Genomic DNA, 15483 nt, shown 5'->3' on the forward strand with positions numbered 1-15483 from the left:
CCTCCAATATTAACTGGTTGATTGGCCTTTAACTTCCCGTGCCGTTTGTTTTCTGCTGCTCTTCTTGTTTTTTCTTTTCTGCTGCAGCTTTTTGCTCTGCTGCTTTCTTATCTGCAGCAGCTTTCTGCTCCGCTGCTTTCTGCTCTGCTGACTTCTGTTCTGAAGCCTGAGCTTCGTCTGCCTCAGCCGCTTCCCCTTCTGCAGGCTCCTCTTTGCCTACATTGGCTTTTAGAATCCTCATACTATCTGCATAATTTTGCATGTGTATGACTTGTGGAGCGTCTTTATCTGCAATCTCCACAACAATCCCCTTAAACTTTTTATTGCTTTTAAGCACCGCTGCTACTGGAACGTCCTTCATAAATGTCTCTGTTACGGGCTTGTCATTAAATTTGTGCGATACGATAATGTCAACCCTATCTAAAGCTTCCAGCTGCTGATCAAAATTTACTTTATCTGACTGCGGAATCATCACAAGCCTATTATTCTCGTCCCTGACATTTGATACAGGCTTAATCATTGTTTTAGTAATAACATCCTCTGCAGCTACCGGTACAACTAGTACCTTATTAATTAAATCTTCAACATTGGTTACATGGGAATTGTTCACATACCGATTAGGGATTTCAACAGTTTTTACCTGCTCCCTCTCAATAAGTGTCCGTGAAGGTATATCACTTGCAGCTACATAAACCTCTGTCATCCCTCCCAGCTCTGAATTCAGCGCGCTGACCTTCTGCAATACGAAAAATCCCGCTGCTGCTGCTAATAAAACTGATACAAGAATAAATATGATAGCTCTCCTCTTCGACTCCAACATCCTGCGGCTTCTCTCCTATAGGTAATTTTTATTTTTATAAGAAAATCTTTCCTGTAAATTCCCTACTATTTACCTCGTTTAAACCTTTCTAAACCAGGTCAATTTCAAAAATTTTCTTTTTATATACTATATATTAACTATCATGCGTTCACATTTCCGTCAAACACGCTTCCAGTTTTGTCGAATTTTGTCTGTAATTATCTTCCTAGCATCTCTTTAAATCGAGATTTTTTTTTGAGACAAAAGTTGGGCAAGCGAGCAGGTGAAGAGTTATATAACCGTCCTAAAATTGTAAGATTTTAGGTTATTTATTTTACAATTGTTAAATTTTACGGGTATTTAGTATTATTTTTTAGGGAAATGTATCTAGAAAGCATTTTGACGACGAGATACCAGTTCGAATTTCTGCATAATGAGTTTTTAAAGAGTAATTTTTCACTTTATGGAATTGTTTAACTCATTAAGAATATTTTCAGGTCTGCCAAAAGTCTGTGATTCTTTAAGTATTATTTTGTCTGTTTAAAGCGCTGCCGGCTTCTTCTCTTAGTCAGAAAGGAGCACCTTCTCCAGGCAAAAATAAAAAGGCTCCCGTTTAAGGAAACCTTCTTTTATTCCGAGTTTCTTCTATTAATATAGAATCTATCTCGAAGTGATAATATATGATTTAAGATCATTCTGCTTTATTTTACCCGCAGGCGCTGCCCGGGGTAGATGGTATAGGCACTGTCTAGTCTGTTCCAGCTTCTGATCTGCTGAATGGGGCTGCCGTATCTTCTGCTTAATGCATACACAGTTTCCCCGGCATTAACCAGATGGTAGACTGGCTTATTTTTCTTCCGCAGATTGAAGGCCCTTGCGATTCCATTGGCATGTCCCCGGGCATTGCTTTCAAGAAAAGAGCTCTTCCTGAGCTTGGCGGCATCTGCCGGATTGTCGATAAAGCCGCTTTCAGTGATGAGCGCCGGCATGCGTGATTCGCGGAGTACATGGAAATTGGCCTGCTTTTTCCCGCGGCCGGCGAAGCTTGTCTGCCTGATTATCTCTTGATGGATGATGTTCTGATAGGTGGAAGTCGGTGCCCCAATTCCCGGATAGATATAATCCTCATACCCGGTGCCGCCGCCGGCATTTACATGGAGTGAAAGCAGGAAGTCTGCTCCCCAGCTGTTGGCAGCATCAGTACGCTGCTTCAGTGTCACCGTCTGATCCCCGCTCCGGCTCATCCTCACAAGAACTCCCTGATACTCATTAAGCAGGATAGACCGCACTCTTGTCCCAATTTCCAGTGTAATATTCTTCTCCAGCAGCCCTGATCCCGCTCCTCCCGGGTCAGCTCCCCCATGTCCCGGGTCAATAAATATTTTTACCATGATTTTCACCACCTCCCTACTGTTTATGAGGAAGGTCATTGGCCAGCCTGTACATTGCGGGTGGCGCTTTTGCTACAGTATTCCAGATAAGCAGTTTGCCTGGACATTTGCTCAAACTAAAGCCGGCCTCCAAAGCCTTTCAAAACCAGCCATATTAAACTGGTCATCAAGTGTAAGTTTGTATATATCCGGTTTGGTGGTGCTTTGATGGAAGTCAAAATTGAATTTCTCATCAAAATAATTCAGCAGGCAGGTCATGATATGGCCATGGATGCCTATAGCAATTTTCCTGCCGCCATATTTAGAAACAGCATCTCTGAGCGCGCATATCCCCCGTTCCTGGATTTCCAGGTTTGATTCTCCACCTGGATACTTAAAGCCAGGGTTATCATACACATATTTCAAGGCTTCCAGCGGCTTTTCAAAATGATGGCTTCTAGATGCCAAATCCCCTTCCCGCAAACGCAGGTCCAATTCCACTTCTTTTCCTAAGTTTCTTGCCAGCCCTTCGACTGTTTGTATTGCTCTCATATAAGGACTTGAGAGAATATGCTGAATTCCCTCTGCTGCCAATAGATCAGCCACCCTGCGGGCGTCAGACCAGCCCTTCGCAGACAATCCCCGTGTTTCTTCATGCGCCAGCGAAAACTCAGAATGGGCATGTCTTATAAAATAGATTTCAGTTTTCATATCCATTCACCATTTTTCCCTTTTTGATTTCAGTATAAATGACAGATAGGACCTCAACCAATAAAAATAGCCCGTCTCCCAGACGGACTCCAGCACTATTCGTTTTTAATAAATATTTCCATATCACTTGTTCCTTCACCATCAAGCATATAAGCAACGCTTTCGCTTTCTCCGGCTGCCCCATTAGTTCAATGTTCTCAGTATATCTTCCCCTGCATCTTGCTGTGCCGATAAATGAAGCTCATAATTCAACCATTAGCACCTCCCCTTTGGAAAAATTCCACCGTTAGACGACAAGGAATGGAAAAGGTTTCAAAAAGTTATGTAGGCAGTGATCATAATAGGATTTCACTATGACCCTTTATTTGTTATCCTAGTACATATGCCAAGAAGGCAGCTTAGGAGTGTTAAAAAACATGAACAAAAAAGACATCGCCCAAATTCGGAAGCAGTTCAAGATCAATAATGATCTGCTGAAAATCTCCGATATTTTTAATGTGTATATCATGAAGGATTCCAGCGACATTTTTCATTACCAGAGCCAGCCTTTTGAGATGCTGGATCAGGAGCAGCAGGAGCTGTTTCTGCATAATTTTAAAAAGATGCTCGCCGGCCAGCTCGATGAGAAGCTCTTCGAATTGAAGTTCCAGCGCGATTCGGACAACAGCAGCCAGCTGATTCTTCATCAAGGGCTGCTGAGCAGCGATGTGGAGGGCTGGGCAGAGCAGATGCTCAAGATTGTGGAAAAACTGCTTGCAGTCCGGCAATATGAAAAGGATATCGTCATCACATTCATCCGCGGGGAATATTACAAGCCGACGAAGCGCCGCAATGATGAAGCAGAAGAAAGCGAACGGGATACTGTTTATTCCCATCCCTTCATTCTCTGCAGCATCAATAACACCCAGGAGCCTAAGAAGGAACTGCTTTTTGATTATGTCGAAAAAGAATTCAGATACCACTTTGTCATGGATCCAATCATCAACCTTAATGCCCCGCTCTCCGGGTTCTTGTTTCCATGTTTCACCGATAACGCGGCGGATGTCAACCATGTTCTCTATTCTGCAGGCAAGGTCCACGAGCCGGATCACCTGTTCATAGAGGATGTGCTTAACGGGGAAGAAACGATGACAGCCCAGGATGATAAAATTGTTTTTGAGGAAATTATCAAGGACGTCACAGGAGATCAGCTGAGCACCTCTGCACTCTCCACGGTCTATGAGGAAATTAACCGCATGATTGTGGAAAATGAAGAAGACGAGCCGCCAAAGCTCGATTCCAAAGACGTAGAACGCGTTCTCAAAATGAGCGGCTTTGAGGATGTCGATTCCGAAAAAGTTGAATCCTCCTATCAAAAGATCATCGACGACGACAAATACGAAATCAAAGCCAGCAGCGTCCTGCCGAAATTCACATCAAAATCCATAAAAATCAGCACCAAAGTCGCCAACATCTCCATCAGCCCCCCTGATCTGCGATATGTGAAGCAGATTGTAGTGGATGGGAAACGTTATTTGATGATTGAGGTGGAGGAAGAGACAGTGATTGAAGGGTTTACGATGATTCCGGAGGCATTTGGCGGTGGCGGTACGGAAGAATAGGAGTAAATAAAACCCGGTTCCTTATGAGAAGGAACCGGGTTTTGTCCATAAGAAGCCCCCTGCCATTTCGGTACTGGCAGGGGGCTTCTGCTTAAGCTCATTTCAGGGGTTATGATGTTGATTACATCATGCCGCCCATTCCGCCCATTCCGCCCATATCAGGCATTGCAGGGCCGGCATTTTCTTCCGGCTTGTCAGCAACTACAGCTTCTGTAGTCAGGAACATAGCCGCAACAGATCCAGCGTTTTGAAGGGCTGAACGAGTTACTTTTGTTGGGTCAACGATACCGGCTTCGATCATGTTTACCCATTCGCCAGTAGCAGCGTTGAAGCCAGTGCCTACGTCTTCGCGCTTCAGGCGGTCAACGATGACAGAACCTTCAAGGCCTGCGTTGTGGGCGATTGTGCGTACAGGCTCTTCCATTGCGCGAAGAACGATGTTGATGCCAGTCGCTTCGTCGCCTTCTGCTTCAAGGGAAGCCACTTTATTGTATACATTCAGAAGGGCAACGCCGCCTCCGGAAACGATTCCTTCTTCTACTGCAGCGCGAGTAGAGTTCAGGGCGTCTTCGATGCGGAGCTTGCGCTCTTTCAGTTCAGTTTCAGTTGCAGCTCCAACCTTGACAACTGCTACACCGCCAGCCAATTTAGCCAGGCGCTCCTGCAACTTTTCACGGTCGAATTCGGAAGTTGTTTCTTCCAGCTGAACGCGGATCTGGTTCACGCGGCCAGCGATTTGAGCGCTGTCTCCAGAACCTTCAACGATTGTTGTGTTTTCTTTGGAAACCACTACTTTAGAAGCGCGTCCTAAAGAATCGATTGTGGCAGATTTAAGGTCGCGTCCAAGCTCTTCAGTGATTACTTCACCGCCAGTAAGGACTGCGATATCTTCAAGCATGGCTTTACGGCGGTCGCCGAAGCCAGGAGCTTTAACAGCAACAGCATTGAATGTGCCGCGAAGTTTGTTCACTACAAGCGTAGCAAGCGCTTCGCCTTCCACATCTTCAGCTACAAGCAATAATGGCTTGCCTTGCTGTACAACCTGCTCAAGAACAGGAAGGATTTCCTGGATGCTTGTGATCTTCTTGTCAGTGATCAGGATATATGGATTTTCAAGAACAGCTTCCATCTTGTCAGAATCAGTTACCATATAAGGAGATGCATATCCGCGGTCGAACTGCATACCTTCTACAACATCCAATTCAGTTGTGAAGCCTTTTGATTCTTCGATTGTGATGACGCCGTCGTTGCCAACGCGCTCCATTGCTTCTGCAATCAGCTGTCCGACTTCGTTGTCAGCAGCAGAAATTGCAGCAACCTGTGCAATGGACTCTTTGCCTTCGATTGGCTTGGAGATGGACTTAAGCTCTTCTACAGCCGCAGTTACCGCTTTTTCGATTCCTTTGCGGATGCCCATTGGGTTAGCGCCTGCTGTTACATTCTTAAGGCCTTCACGGATCATAGCCTGTGCAAGGACAGTTGCAGTTGTCGTACCGTCACCGGCAACATCGTTTGTCTTGCTTGCTACTTCAGCTACAAGCTTGGCACCCATGTTTTCGAATGCATCTTCAAGCTCGATTTCTTTTGCGATGGTAACACCGTCATTTGTGATAAGAGGTGAACCGAATTTCTTCTCAAGAACCACGTTGCGTCCTTTAGGTCCAAGAGTAACTTTTACCGCATTTGCAAGGGAATCCACTCCACGCAGCATGGCGCGGCGGGCTTCTTCACTAAACTTAATCTCTTTAGCCATTGTAAAAAAACCTCCTCAAGTTTTATGGTGTGTATAGTGTCCGGCTTACGGGGGCTATTAGCCTACAATTGCCAGAATATCGTTTTCGCGTAAAATTAAGTATTCTTTGCCTTCGTATTTCACTTCTGTACCGGCATATTTTGAGAAGATAATCGTGTCGCCAGCAGCAACTTCCAGCTCAACACGCTCGCCGTTTTCAAGAACGCGCCCTGTACCTACAGCAACAACCTTGCCTTCCTGAGGCTTCTCTTTAGCTGTGTCTGGCAGTACGATGCCGCTTGCAGTCTTTTCTTCCGTTTCAACAAGCTCGATAATAATACGATCACCTAGTGGCTTTAACAAGTGAAACAACCTCCTCAAATCTTTTATGTAGTTATTTATTAGCACTCTCATCTAATGAGTGCTAACACAATTATTATATTAATGAATCTTCACTTTATTTGCAAGTGGGACGCATAAAAAATTTTGTTAAAAATGTGCTGCTTCTATGTATAAGGCTGTGTGAAACAGAGCTTAACACGTATGGGCCAAAAATGAACATGGAACACTGACAAATCCATGTAAAAATGGCCAACCCTTTAAGTATATGTAGGAAATTAGATTTTATTCTATATATTTAAGGCGGCGCCCTCTTATTTGTGATCTATGCTCATTATTAGTAGAATGGTATGTATGGCATGTTTTTAGATAAAGGAGAATAAACTTTTGAAGAATGAATATTGGATTATCCTGATTGTTTATATAGGCATGCAGTTATCGAGCTATCTTGGAGTTCCGCTTTTCGCAGTGATCGGAACTATATCCGGCGGGAGCCCGGCGGAAGTGCAGGCGCTGTCTGTCGCCTACTGGCTTGTTTTCAGCTTTACAGTTGCCCTGATCCTTGTGCTATTCCTGCTGCGGAAAGAATTTAAATCAAAGGAGACGCTTGACCGCAGTGCTTCGTCTCCGCTTGCTTCCGTCGCCTGGGCAATTGCCGGTGTCTTCCTGGCACTGTTTGCACAGTCGCTTGCAGCTAATATCGAAAACCTGATCGGCATTGAAATGGGCTCTGAGAACACCCAGCAGATCATCAGGATCATCGAGACCCTGCCGCTCGTCGTGATTGTCAGCAGCATCATCGGCCCGATACTGGAGGAAATCGTCTTCCGGAAGGTCATCTTCGGCGCCCTTCATAAAAGAATGAACTTCTTTTTGGCGGCCCTGATCAGCTCAGTGATTTTTGCTTTCGCGCACCTCGAGCCTGAGCATGTGCTCCTTTATTCTGCAATGGGCTTCACATTCGCGTTCCTGTATGTGCGGACCAAGCGGATCCTTGTCCCGATTTTTGCGCATGTGTCGATGAATACTTTGGTAGTCATCATACAAATGAATCAGGACAAACTACAAAAGTGGATAGAAGAAATGGAACAAATTCAAAGTTTTATTGGGGGATTTTAAATGAGGCAGTCACCGCTGTTTTCCGGATTCATCTATATATTCCTGGGCGTGCTGTTTACTTACTTTGCGATCCAGAATATAAATGAAACCGGTGAATGGGGATTTTTCACGTATCTGCTCGTGCTTCTGGCAACTTTTGATTTCGGTTCAGGCCTTCGGATGATTGCCTTTCACTATAAAATCAAACAAATTAAAAATAACCAAAAAAAATGAGCCTTATTCCAGGCTCATTTTTTATTTGGCTTCCATTTCCTTTGCCTGCAGCCTTTCAGCCTCCAGCACTTTTTTATATGAAAATCTGGAGATGAAAATGCTCAATTCATATAGAAGCAAAAGAGGCACTGTTACCATCATATGCGACAGCAGCTCAGGCGGCGTAATGAAGGCCGCAATGACAAGCAGCACAAAATATGCATATTTACGGATGCTTGACAGAAACATCGGTGTGACAATGCCAAGCCTGGTCAGGAACATGATGACAACCGGCAGCTGAAAAAGGATCCCGAACGGAATGGTCAGCTGGAACAGGAACTGAAAATACTCATTGATCCCAATCACCTGATTGATATCAAGCCTGTCCGCAATCCGGGTCATAAAGTCCACAACAAACGGAAAAAGTATAAAGTATGAAAATGCCACTCCGCCAATGAACAAGATCACAGAAACAGGAATATAGCTCAGTGTGACCTTCCGTTCCTTCTCATACAAACCTGGACTGATGAACGCCCAGAATTGGTAAAGGATGACCGGGGATGTCATGACAAAAGCTATAATAAAAGCAAACTGCATATAGATTTTGACTGGATCGGTCAGGCGGAATGCGTTCATCGTCAGCTCTTTCGCTTCATCGGCGCCCTGCAGATACACAATGAGGGGCTCGGCGAGGAAAAAGCTTAAAATCATCGCGCAGAACAAGAAAACGACTGTCATGACAAGCCGTTTTCTTAATTCGCCTATATGTTCGTAAATTGTCATATCCTTATGACTCATACATATAACATCCTTATGTTACTTAACTTCTTTTTTCTTCTCTTCATCTTCGTCATTCATAAGCCCTTTGGTAGCGGATTTGAATTCACGGAGGGTATTGCCGGCAGCTTTTCCAAGCTCAGGCAGTTTCTTCGGTCCAAAAATCAGCAAAGCGACAAAAACAATAAGCAAGAGGCTTCCCATTCCTAAATTCATCATTGCGCCTCACCTCCCTTTATCTATCATATTGATGATACCACTAACGCCTGTATAATTCTATCCGTAATGCTAACTTTGCTATAATTGTCACATTCCGGAACCTTACTCTTCTGCTTCCACTTCCTGAAGGGCTTCCATTGGATAATGCTTCAGGAAATAGACGAGCGACTGCAGCTCCACAGCCAGGTCGATATGATGGACCCTGATGGCAGAAGGAACTGTGAGCCTTGCCGGTGTAAAGTTGAGGATGCCCTTGATGCTTCCTTTTACAAGCCTGTCCGTTATGGCTTGGGCAACCGGTGCCGGCACTGTCAGAATAGCGACTTTAATAGCGTGCTCTTCAGATATTCTTTCCAAATCATCCATATGGAAAACAGGCACACCGCCAATATCTGTGCCTACTTTTCCGGCATCAACATCGAATGCCGCTTCGATCTTGGTATTATTATTTTTCAGGAAGTTATAGTTCAAAAAAGCAGTCCCAAGGTTTCCTACCCCGATAAGGGCAACCTTTGTCACTTCGTCCTGATCCAGCGTCTTGCGGAAAAAAGACAGCAGATAATTAACATTATAGCCGTAGCCTTTTTTCCCAAGCGCACCAAAGTAAGAAAAATCCCTTCTGATTGTAGCAGAATCCACCTTCACAGCTTCACTGAGCTCCGCCGAGGAAACTCTCTGTTTACCTGAAGAGTGGAGATTTTTTAAAAATCGATAATACAGCGGCAGTCGTTTGGCCGTTGCCTGCGGTATTTTAATGGCTTCATTTGACATAGCTTTTCCCCCCACCCTGCTGATTTTCTATTGTATTTGTCTGCTATTCTTTTTTGAAGTCCCCATTTTTTCCGCCTGTCTTTTCAACAAGATAGGTTTGTCCGATAATCATTCCCTTATCGAGAGCCTTGCACATATCATAGACCGTCAGCGCACAGGCACTGGCAGCTGTCAGCGCTTCCATTTCAACTCCGGTAGACCCTTTTGTCCTAACCTGAGCAGAAATATTAAGCCGGTAATCTTCTTCTGATTTTTCCCATCCAAAAGAAATATCGATGCCGGTCAGCGGAATGGGATGGCACATAGGAATGATTTCCCACGTCTTTTTGGCGGCCATGATGCCAGCTACCTGGGCCACTGCCAAAACATCGCCTTTTTTCATGCTGTTGCCGGTTATTTTTTCGTATATTTCACTGTTAACCGTTATACTTGAGTGAGCAGATGCAGTCCGGACAGTTTCGGGCTTGCTGCTGACATCCACCATGCGGGCTCTGCCCTCATTATTAAAATGTGTGAATTCTGACATTCATAAACACCTCTCTAAAGAATCATACACTATTTTAAATAGGTATGTAAGCTATATTGTATGATGTTTCACAAATTTCATCTTATTGCTGTGAGGGAATGAATAGGATACACTAACCTTTAGAATACAGAGGTGAGAACAATGATTTTACTTCAGGTAAATCAGCTGTCAAAGTACTTTGGAGCTGACATGATTTTATCCAATATAAAGCTTGAGGTGCAAACGCGCGACAGGATCGCCCTTGTGGGCAGGAACGGTGCGGGCAAATCAACGCTTTTGAAAATAATAGCAGGGCATATGTCCCATGATTCAGGCGAAATCATTAAACCGAAGGATGTTTCCATCGGCTATCTGGCACAGAATACAGGGCTTGAATCTGCCCTTTCCATCTGGGATGAAATGCTTTCGGTCTTCAAGGGGCTGAGGGAGATGGAAGCTGAGCTCCGCCGGCTGGAAGAAAGAATGGCAGATCCCGGCGCATTCAATGATCCTGGCTCCTACGAGAAGATCCTTAAGGAATATGATCTGCTGCAGGTACAGTTCAAGGAACAGGGAGGCTATCAGTATGAAGCCGATATCCGCTCCATCCTGCACGGACTGAATTTTCATTCCTTTAGTTATGATACAAGCATATCTGTCCTTAGCGGCGGCCAAAAAACAAGGCTGGCTTTAGCCAAATTGTTGCTGACCAGGCCAGATATCCTGATTCTGGACGAGCCCACCAACCATCTGGACATTGAAACCCTATCCTGGCTGGAGCAATATCTGCAGGGCTATGAGGGAGCCATTCTCATCGTTTCCCATGACCGTTACTTCCTTGATAAGGTCGTCACACAGGTATATGAGATAACACGCCAGCAGATTTCCAAATTCCCTGGCAATTACAGCTACTATTTAGAGAAAAAAGCTGAGAATTACGAAAGGGATATGCGCCAGTATGAGAAGCAGCAGGAGGAAGTGGCCAAGCTGCAGGACTTTATCCAGCGCAACCTGGCACGCGCCTCGACAACCAAGCGGGCACAGAGCCGGAGGAAAAAGCTTGAAAGGATGGAACTGATGGACAGGCCGCTCGGCGATGAGAAATCAGCTGCTTTCAGCTTTGATATTTTAAAGCAGACCGGCAATGATGTGCTGAAGGTCAATTCCCTTGAGGTCGGTTACAGCGGAAATAAGGTTTCAGAGAATATCTCTTTCCGCATGTCACGAGGAGACAGCGTTGCACTAGTGGGTCCAAATGGCGTCGGTAAGTCTACCCTGCTGAAGACCCTCATTCAAAAACTGCCGGCAATCGGCGGCAGTATCGATTACGGGTCGAATGTAGAGATTGGCTATTATGACCAGGAGCAGGCTGAGCTGAAATCAAACAAACGTGTCCTGAATGAATTATGGGATGACTATCCTCTCCATAATGAAAAAGAAATCCGCACGGTACTGGGGAATTTCCTTTTCTCTGGAGATGATGTCCTAAAGCCAGTATCCGCGCTGAGCGGAGGCGAAAAAGCGCGGCTCGCCCTTGCTAAGCTGATGATGCAGAAAGCCAATTTCCTGATCCTAGATGAGCCGACGAACCATCTTGATCTCGACAGCAAGGAAATACTTGAGAATGCCCTCATAGACTATCCAGGCACAATTTTATTCGTATCCCATGACCGCTATTTTATCAACCGGATAGCATCAAAAGTGCTGGAGCTTGAAAACAGCGGAGCAACAGAATTCCTCGGGGATTATGACTATTATGTTGATAAAAAGCAGGAGCAGGCTGAGCTTCTGGCCTTGGAGACAACAAAAGCAGAGAAGGCTGCACCTGTAAAAACAGATAAGCAGTCATATATACAGGATAAAGAAACAAAGAAGCTTGAGAGGCAGAAAATGCGCAGGCTTGAAGAGATTGAAGCACGGATCGAACAGCTGGAATCATCCATTCAGGATTATGAACAGCAGCTTTGCGAGCCAGAGATCTATCAGGACCATGAAAAAGTTTTAGCCATTACTAAAGACAACAGCGAAGCTAAAGAAGAACTCGAACTGCTAATGGAAGAATGGGCAGAGCTTGCTGAATAGGCTTTCATTTTAATCTGCAGAATCAGGCTTCCACAGCCTGGTTCTTTATTTTTGTTATTCACATTTTTATTCACAGACAGAGTGTATATTTAACTGTATTCCACAGGGTTTTCCACATTATCCACAATTAAAGATGTTTTTATCCACATTGTCCACAGATTCAACGGAATCTATCTCAGTTATCCACATCTCTTTCTGTTAACAATAGATTCAGAAATTTAAATCTGTTGATAACATCTGCTGAAGACATAAAAAGCCGGTTCAGCACCTTTGAAAGGTTATGAACCGGCTTAGATATCATTAGTTATGAAGAGAGAGGTCTAATCCTGGATTGGCGTTAAGTGCAAGGTCTGACCGGATACCCTTTTCGTATAAAATAGTGCCGGCAGCCGCAATCATGGCTGCATTATCTGTGCAAAGTGAAAGAGGAGGAATCACCAGCTCGGATTCCAGGGTGCTGAATTCTCCTTCCAGTGCAGCCCGCAGCCCTTTATTGGCCGCCACTCCACCTGCAAGCAGCACTTGCTTTACATTGTATTCTTTGACTGCTTTTACCGTTTTAGTTACGAGTACATCAATGACACTTTCCTGAAAGCTTGCAGCCAGGTCTTCAGGCGCAATTTTGATGCCTTTCTGCTCCGCATTGTGTACGGTATTGATGACAGATGATTTAAGCCCGCTGAAGCTGAAGTCATAAGACCCTTCCTCCAGCCAGGCCCTCGGAAATTGGAGGGCCGGACTTCCCTCATGAGCGAGGCGGTCAATATGGGGACCTCCGGGATAAGGCATCCCCAGAATGCGGGCAACTTTATCATAAGCTTCACCTGCAGCGTCATCCCGCGTTTCCCCAATTACCTCGAAATGGCCATGCTCTTTCATATACACCAATTCTGTATGCCCTCCTGATACAACAAGCGATAAAAGCGGAAACTTCATCTCTGTGATCAGGCGGTTAGCATAAATATGGCCGGCAATATGATGAACGCCGATCAGCGGCTTATTATGGGCAAATGCAAGGGCTTTTGCAGCATTAACTCCGATGAGCAGCGCTCCTACAAGACCTGGTCCTTCCGTTACGGCAACTGCATCTATTTCCTTCATGGAAATCCCGGCCTGCTGCAGGGCTTCATCCAGTACAAGCGTCACCTGCTCAACGTGGTGGCGGGAAGCTATCTCGGGAACAACGCCTCCAAACCGCTTATGGCTTTCGATCTGCGATGCCACTACATTTGACAGTATCTCTGTTCCATTTTTGATGACTGCAACAGCTGTCTCATCACAGCTTGTCTCAATTCCTAGAATTAATGTATCTTTATTCATCTAATTTCACCCACATTACAATCGCATCTTCCTGATTGTCTGTATAATAGTTTTTTCTTATGCCGCCGTTTTGGAATCCCAGCTTTCGATACAAAGACTGTGCAGCAATATTCGTAACCCTTGCTTCAAGCGTCATAGTGACAGCCCCCAGCTCTTTGGCTGCTTCCATCATCTTCTTCATCAGGGCCTCTCCAAGCTTCTTTCCCCTGTACTCCGGGAGGACAGCTATATTGGTCACATGTGCCTCATCTACGACTATCCAGGCACCACAGTAACCTATAACAGCATCATCATCCTCCAGTACAAGATATACCGCAAACTGATTTTTAGTCAGTTCATTGATAAAAGCATCCCTGCTCCACGGGAGTGTAAATGACTTGTGCTCTATGACGAGCACCTGGTCGATATCTTCCTCTGCCATAAAACGAAGTGAATAACCCATGATCTTATTGCCCGGCTTCCGGCTTATTCTTGCTTTCCAGCCATTTTGCTTCCGCCTCTGCCAAACGGATATAGTTTGGCACAAATGTATGGACGTCGGTGCTTTCTTTATCTTTTCCCAGCAGCGCCAATTCAGAAGGACGCGGATTATAATCAGTCAACCCTGCAAACCTTGCCTGATCTCCAAGCGTTTTAGCTATTACTTCCTTATGGAGGGGAACATCATTTCCTGTAAACAGCACCGGTTCATCGTATTGCTTCAGCCTCTCTGCCCAATCAGCAGATAATAGCAGCTGATCTTCCACAACATTCACCAGATTGCCCTTTTCATAACGATAAAGACCGGTATATACCTGGCCCCTTCTGGCATCTGTCAGAGGAGATACAAGGCCGTCAAAATAACGTCCTGCAGATGCGGCCGACACTGCAAGGCTTGAAACGCCAGTCAGCGGAACCTGAAGGGACCAGGCCAAAGTCTTTGCTATTGTAACGCCGATCCGGACACCGGTATAAGATCCAGGCCCTTGTGCAACCACAACTTTCTCTATATCCGCGGCGGTCAAATCACAGTCCCTTAATAATGTTTCAATTGCGGGCATAATTCGGACAGAATGGTTTTTTTTCAAGTTGGTTATATACTCGCCTATAACTTTCTCATCATCGATTACGGCTATTCCCAGCACATAATTGGATGTGTCTATCGCTAATACCTTCATCCCAATATCTCCTTACATAATTCCTCATATCTAACGCCATACGGTTTAAGGATAAGCATCCTGCTTCCTGCCTCACCGTGCCGGATATCAATCTGAAGTCTTTCTTCCGGAAGCTGGTCTTCAATGAGATGGGCCCATTCGACAACGGTAACACCTTTGCCCTCAAAATACTCATCAAACCCAAGGTCCTCAAAGGAATCCTCTACACGGTACACATCCATATGATAAAGCGGCATACGGCCCATATATTCTTTGATGATGGTAAAAGTGGGGCTGCTTACATTCCGCTGGACGCCCAAACCCTGGGCAAGGCCTTTTGTAAAAGTCGTCTTCCCTGCTCCCAGATCGCCCTCCAGGGTCAATACATCGCCTGGCAAAAGACGCTCTGCAAGCCTTTTTGAAAAATCCATCGTCAAATCCGGGCTGCCGGAAACAAACTCAAACTGCTTCATATTATAGTCACCTTTATCAGTAAAGTAATTGTTGTGTGAAAAACGTACAAATTAAGCGCAGGACCTTATAAAACACATCTTATATAAGTGTACATGATTTTGAGGGATTGGGCAAAAAGGCCGGATGCAGCCTTTATCATGCCATTGAGTACATCCAACTTTTTTTGCAATTAAAATAAGACCCGGCAGGTTGCCGGGTCTTCATATTTAAGCATAAAAAAAACGAAACTCCGTTCCGTCTGGTAAACTTCAAAATTATTAAAATGGCGGTCCCGACGGGAATCGAACCCGCGATCTCCTGCGTGACAGGCAGGCATGTTAACCGCTACACCACGGG

General features: G+C 45.0%; 17 protein-coding genes. 4 read left to right on the forward strand and 13 right to left on the reverse strand.

The features are described 5' to 3' along the window. Positions 1-28: 28 nt before the first annotated feature. The 3 genes from cpaB to RBB45_RS25100 all read right to left on the reverse strand — a co-directional run bounded on the left by cpaB (position 29) and on the right by RBB45_RS25100 (position 2886). Positions 29-820, reverse strand: coding sequence for a Flp pilus assembly protein CpaB (gene cpaB / locus RBB45_RS25090; RefSeq protein WP_306010567.1), 792 nt, complete (start codon positions 818-820; stop codon positions 29-31). Positions 821-1500: 680 nt separating this feature from the next. Further along, a complete protein-coding gene (locus RBB45_RS25095) occupies positions 1501-2190 on the reverse strand; it encodes an N-acetylmuramoyl-L-alanine amidase family protein (protein WP_306010568.1) in 690 nt (229 codons plus the stop codon). Positions 2191-2301: 111 nt separating this feature from the next. Further along, positions 2302-2886, reverse strand: coding sequence for a histidine phosphatase family protein (locus RBB45_RS25100; protein ID WP_148951054.1), 585 nt, complete (start codon positions 2884-2886; stop codon positions 2302-2304). Positions 2887-3296: 410 nt separating this feature from the next. Between RBB45_RS25100 and RBB45_RS25105 the strand changes: the two genes are divergently transcribed. Beyond that, positions 3297-4481 carry a DUF4317 domain-containing protein gene (locus RBB45_RS25105; RefSeq protein WP_148951053.1) on the forward strand — a complete coding sequence of 395 codons (1185 nt, stop codon included), beginning with the start codon at positions 3297-3299 and terminating at the stop codon, positions 4479-4481. Between the two features lie 121 nt (positions 4482-4602). Here RBB45_RS25105 and groL read toward each other — a convergent pair whose 3' ends face one another. Together groL and groES are read right to left on the reverse strand one after the other, a co-directional pair. Continuing rightward, positions 4603-6234 (reverse strand): chaperonin GroEL, encoded by a 1632-nt coding sequence (gene groL, locus RBB45_RS25110; protein ID WP_009795812.1) that lies wholly within the window; start codon positions 6232-6234, stop codon positions 4603-4605. A 57-nt stretch (positions 6235-6291) separates the two neighbouring features. After that, on the reverse strand, positions 6292-6576 hold the full coding sequence (gene groES / locus RBB45_RS25115) for a co-chaperone GroES (RefSeq protein ID WP_101552863.1): 285 nt from the start codon (positions 6574-6576) through the stop codon (positions 6292-6294). A 363-nt stretch (positions 6577-6939) separates the two neighbouring features. On the opposite strand from groES, the gene RBB45_RS25120 reads away from it, so the two are divergent. Next, positions 6940-7671, forward strand: a complete 732-nt coding sequence (locus tag RBB45_RS25120; RefSeq protein ID WP_009795810.1) for a CPBP family intramembrane glutamic endopeptidase — start codon at positions 6940-6942, stop codon at positions 7669-7671. Continuing rightward, on the forward strand, positions 7672-7884 hold the full coding sequence (locus RBB45_RS25125) for a YdiK family protein (protein ID WP_009795809.1): 213 nt from the start codon (positions 7672-7674) through the stop codon (positions 7882-7884). Between the two features lie 21 nt (positions 7885-7905). On the opposite strand, the gene tatC is transcribed toward RBB45_RS25125, so the two are convergent. The 4 genes from tatC to moaC all read right to left on the reverse strand — a co-directional run bounded on the left by tatC (position 7906) and on the right by moaC (position 10156). Beyond that, positions 7906-8661 carry a twin-arginine translocase subunit TatC gene (gene tatC, locus RBB45_RS25130; protein ID WP_009795808.1) on the reverse strand — a complete coding sequence of 252 codons (756 nt, stop codon included), beginning with the start codon at positions 8659-8661 and terminating at the stop codon, positions 7906-7908. An 18-nt stretch (positions 8662-8679) separates the two neighbouring features. Further along, positions 8680-8859, reverse strand: coding sequence for a twin-arginine translocase TatA/TatE family subunit (locus RBB45_RS25135; protein WP_009795807.1), 180 nt, complete (start codon positions 8857-8859; stop codon positions 8680-8682). A gap of 102 nt (positions 8860-8961) precedes the next feature. Beyond that, complete coding sequence (locus RBB45_RS25140) at positions 8962-9630, reverse strand: redox-sensing transcriptional repressor Rex (protein ID WP_009795806.1); 669 nt, start codon at positions 9628-9630, stop codon at positions 8962-8964. A gap of 43 nt (positions 9631-9673) precedes the next feature. Beyond that, positions 9674-10156: a cyclic pyranopterin monophosphate synthase MoaC gene (gene moaC, locus RBB45_RS25145; RefSeq protein WP_148951026.1), complete on the reverse strand. Its 483-nt coding sequence runs from the start codon at positions 10154-10156 to the stop codon at positions 9674-9676. 141 nt (positions 10157-10297) lie between these two features. Between moaC and RBB45_RS25150 the strand changes: the two genes are divergently transcribed. Next, complete coding sequence (locus tag RBB45_RS25150; RefSeq protein ID WP_306010569.1) at positions 10298-12217, forward strand: ABC-F family ATP-binding cassette domain-containing protein; 1920 nt, start codon at positions 10298-10300, stop codon at positions 12215-12217. Between the two features lie 300 nt (positions 12218-12517). Here the strand turns inward: RBB45_RS25150 and tsaD are convergent, their stop codons facing one another. Genes tsaD through tsaE form a run of 4 tightly spaced genes read right to left on the reverse strand, consistent with a single transcriptional unit; the run spans position 12518 to position 15146 of the window. Next, on the reverse strand, positions 12518-13537 hold the full coding sequence (tsaD, locus tag RBB45_RS25155; RefSeq protein WP_306010570.1) for a tRNA (adenosine(37)-N6)-threonylcarbamoyltransferase complex transferase subunit TsaD: 1020 nt from the start codon (positions 13535-13537) through the stop codon (positions 12518-12520). Next, positions 13530-13979, reverse strand: coding sequence for a ribosomal protein S18-alanine N-acetyltransferase (gene rimI, locus RBB45_RS25160; RefSeq protein WP_306010571.1), 450 nt, complete (start codon positions 13977-13979; stop codon positions 13530-13532). The genes tsaD and rimI overlap by 8 nt, the downstream gene beginning before the upstream one ends. A gap of 4 nt (positions 13980-13983) precedes the next feature. Further along, complete coding sequence (gene tsaB / locus RBB45_RS25165; protein WP_009795800.1) at positions 13984-14694, reverse strand: tRNA (adenosine(37)-N6)-threonylcarbamoyltransferase complex dimerization subunit type 1 TsaB; 711 nt, start codon at positions 14692-14694, stop codon at positions 13984-13986. Then, positions 14691-15146 (reverse strand): tRNA (adenosine(37)-N6)-threonylcarbamoyltransferase complex ATPase subunit type 1 TsaE, encoded by a 456-nt coding sequence (gene tsaE / locus RBB45_RS25170; protein WP_094769922.1) that lies wholly within the window; start codon positions 15144-15146, stop codon positions 14691-14693. The genes tsaB and tsaE overlap by 4 nt, the downstream gene beginning before the upstream one ends. Positions 15147-15483: the final 337 nt, after the last annotated feature.

Source organism: Bacillus sp. MMSF_3328, from assembly GCF_030733525.1.
GTDB lineage: Bacteria > Bacillota > Bacilli > Bacillales > Cytobacillaceae > Bacillus_AB > Bacillus_AB infantis.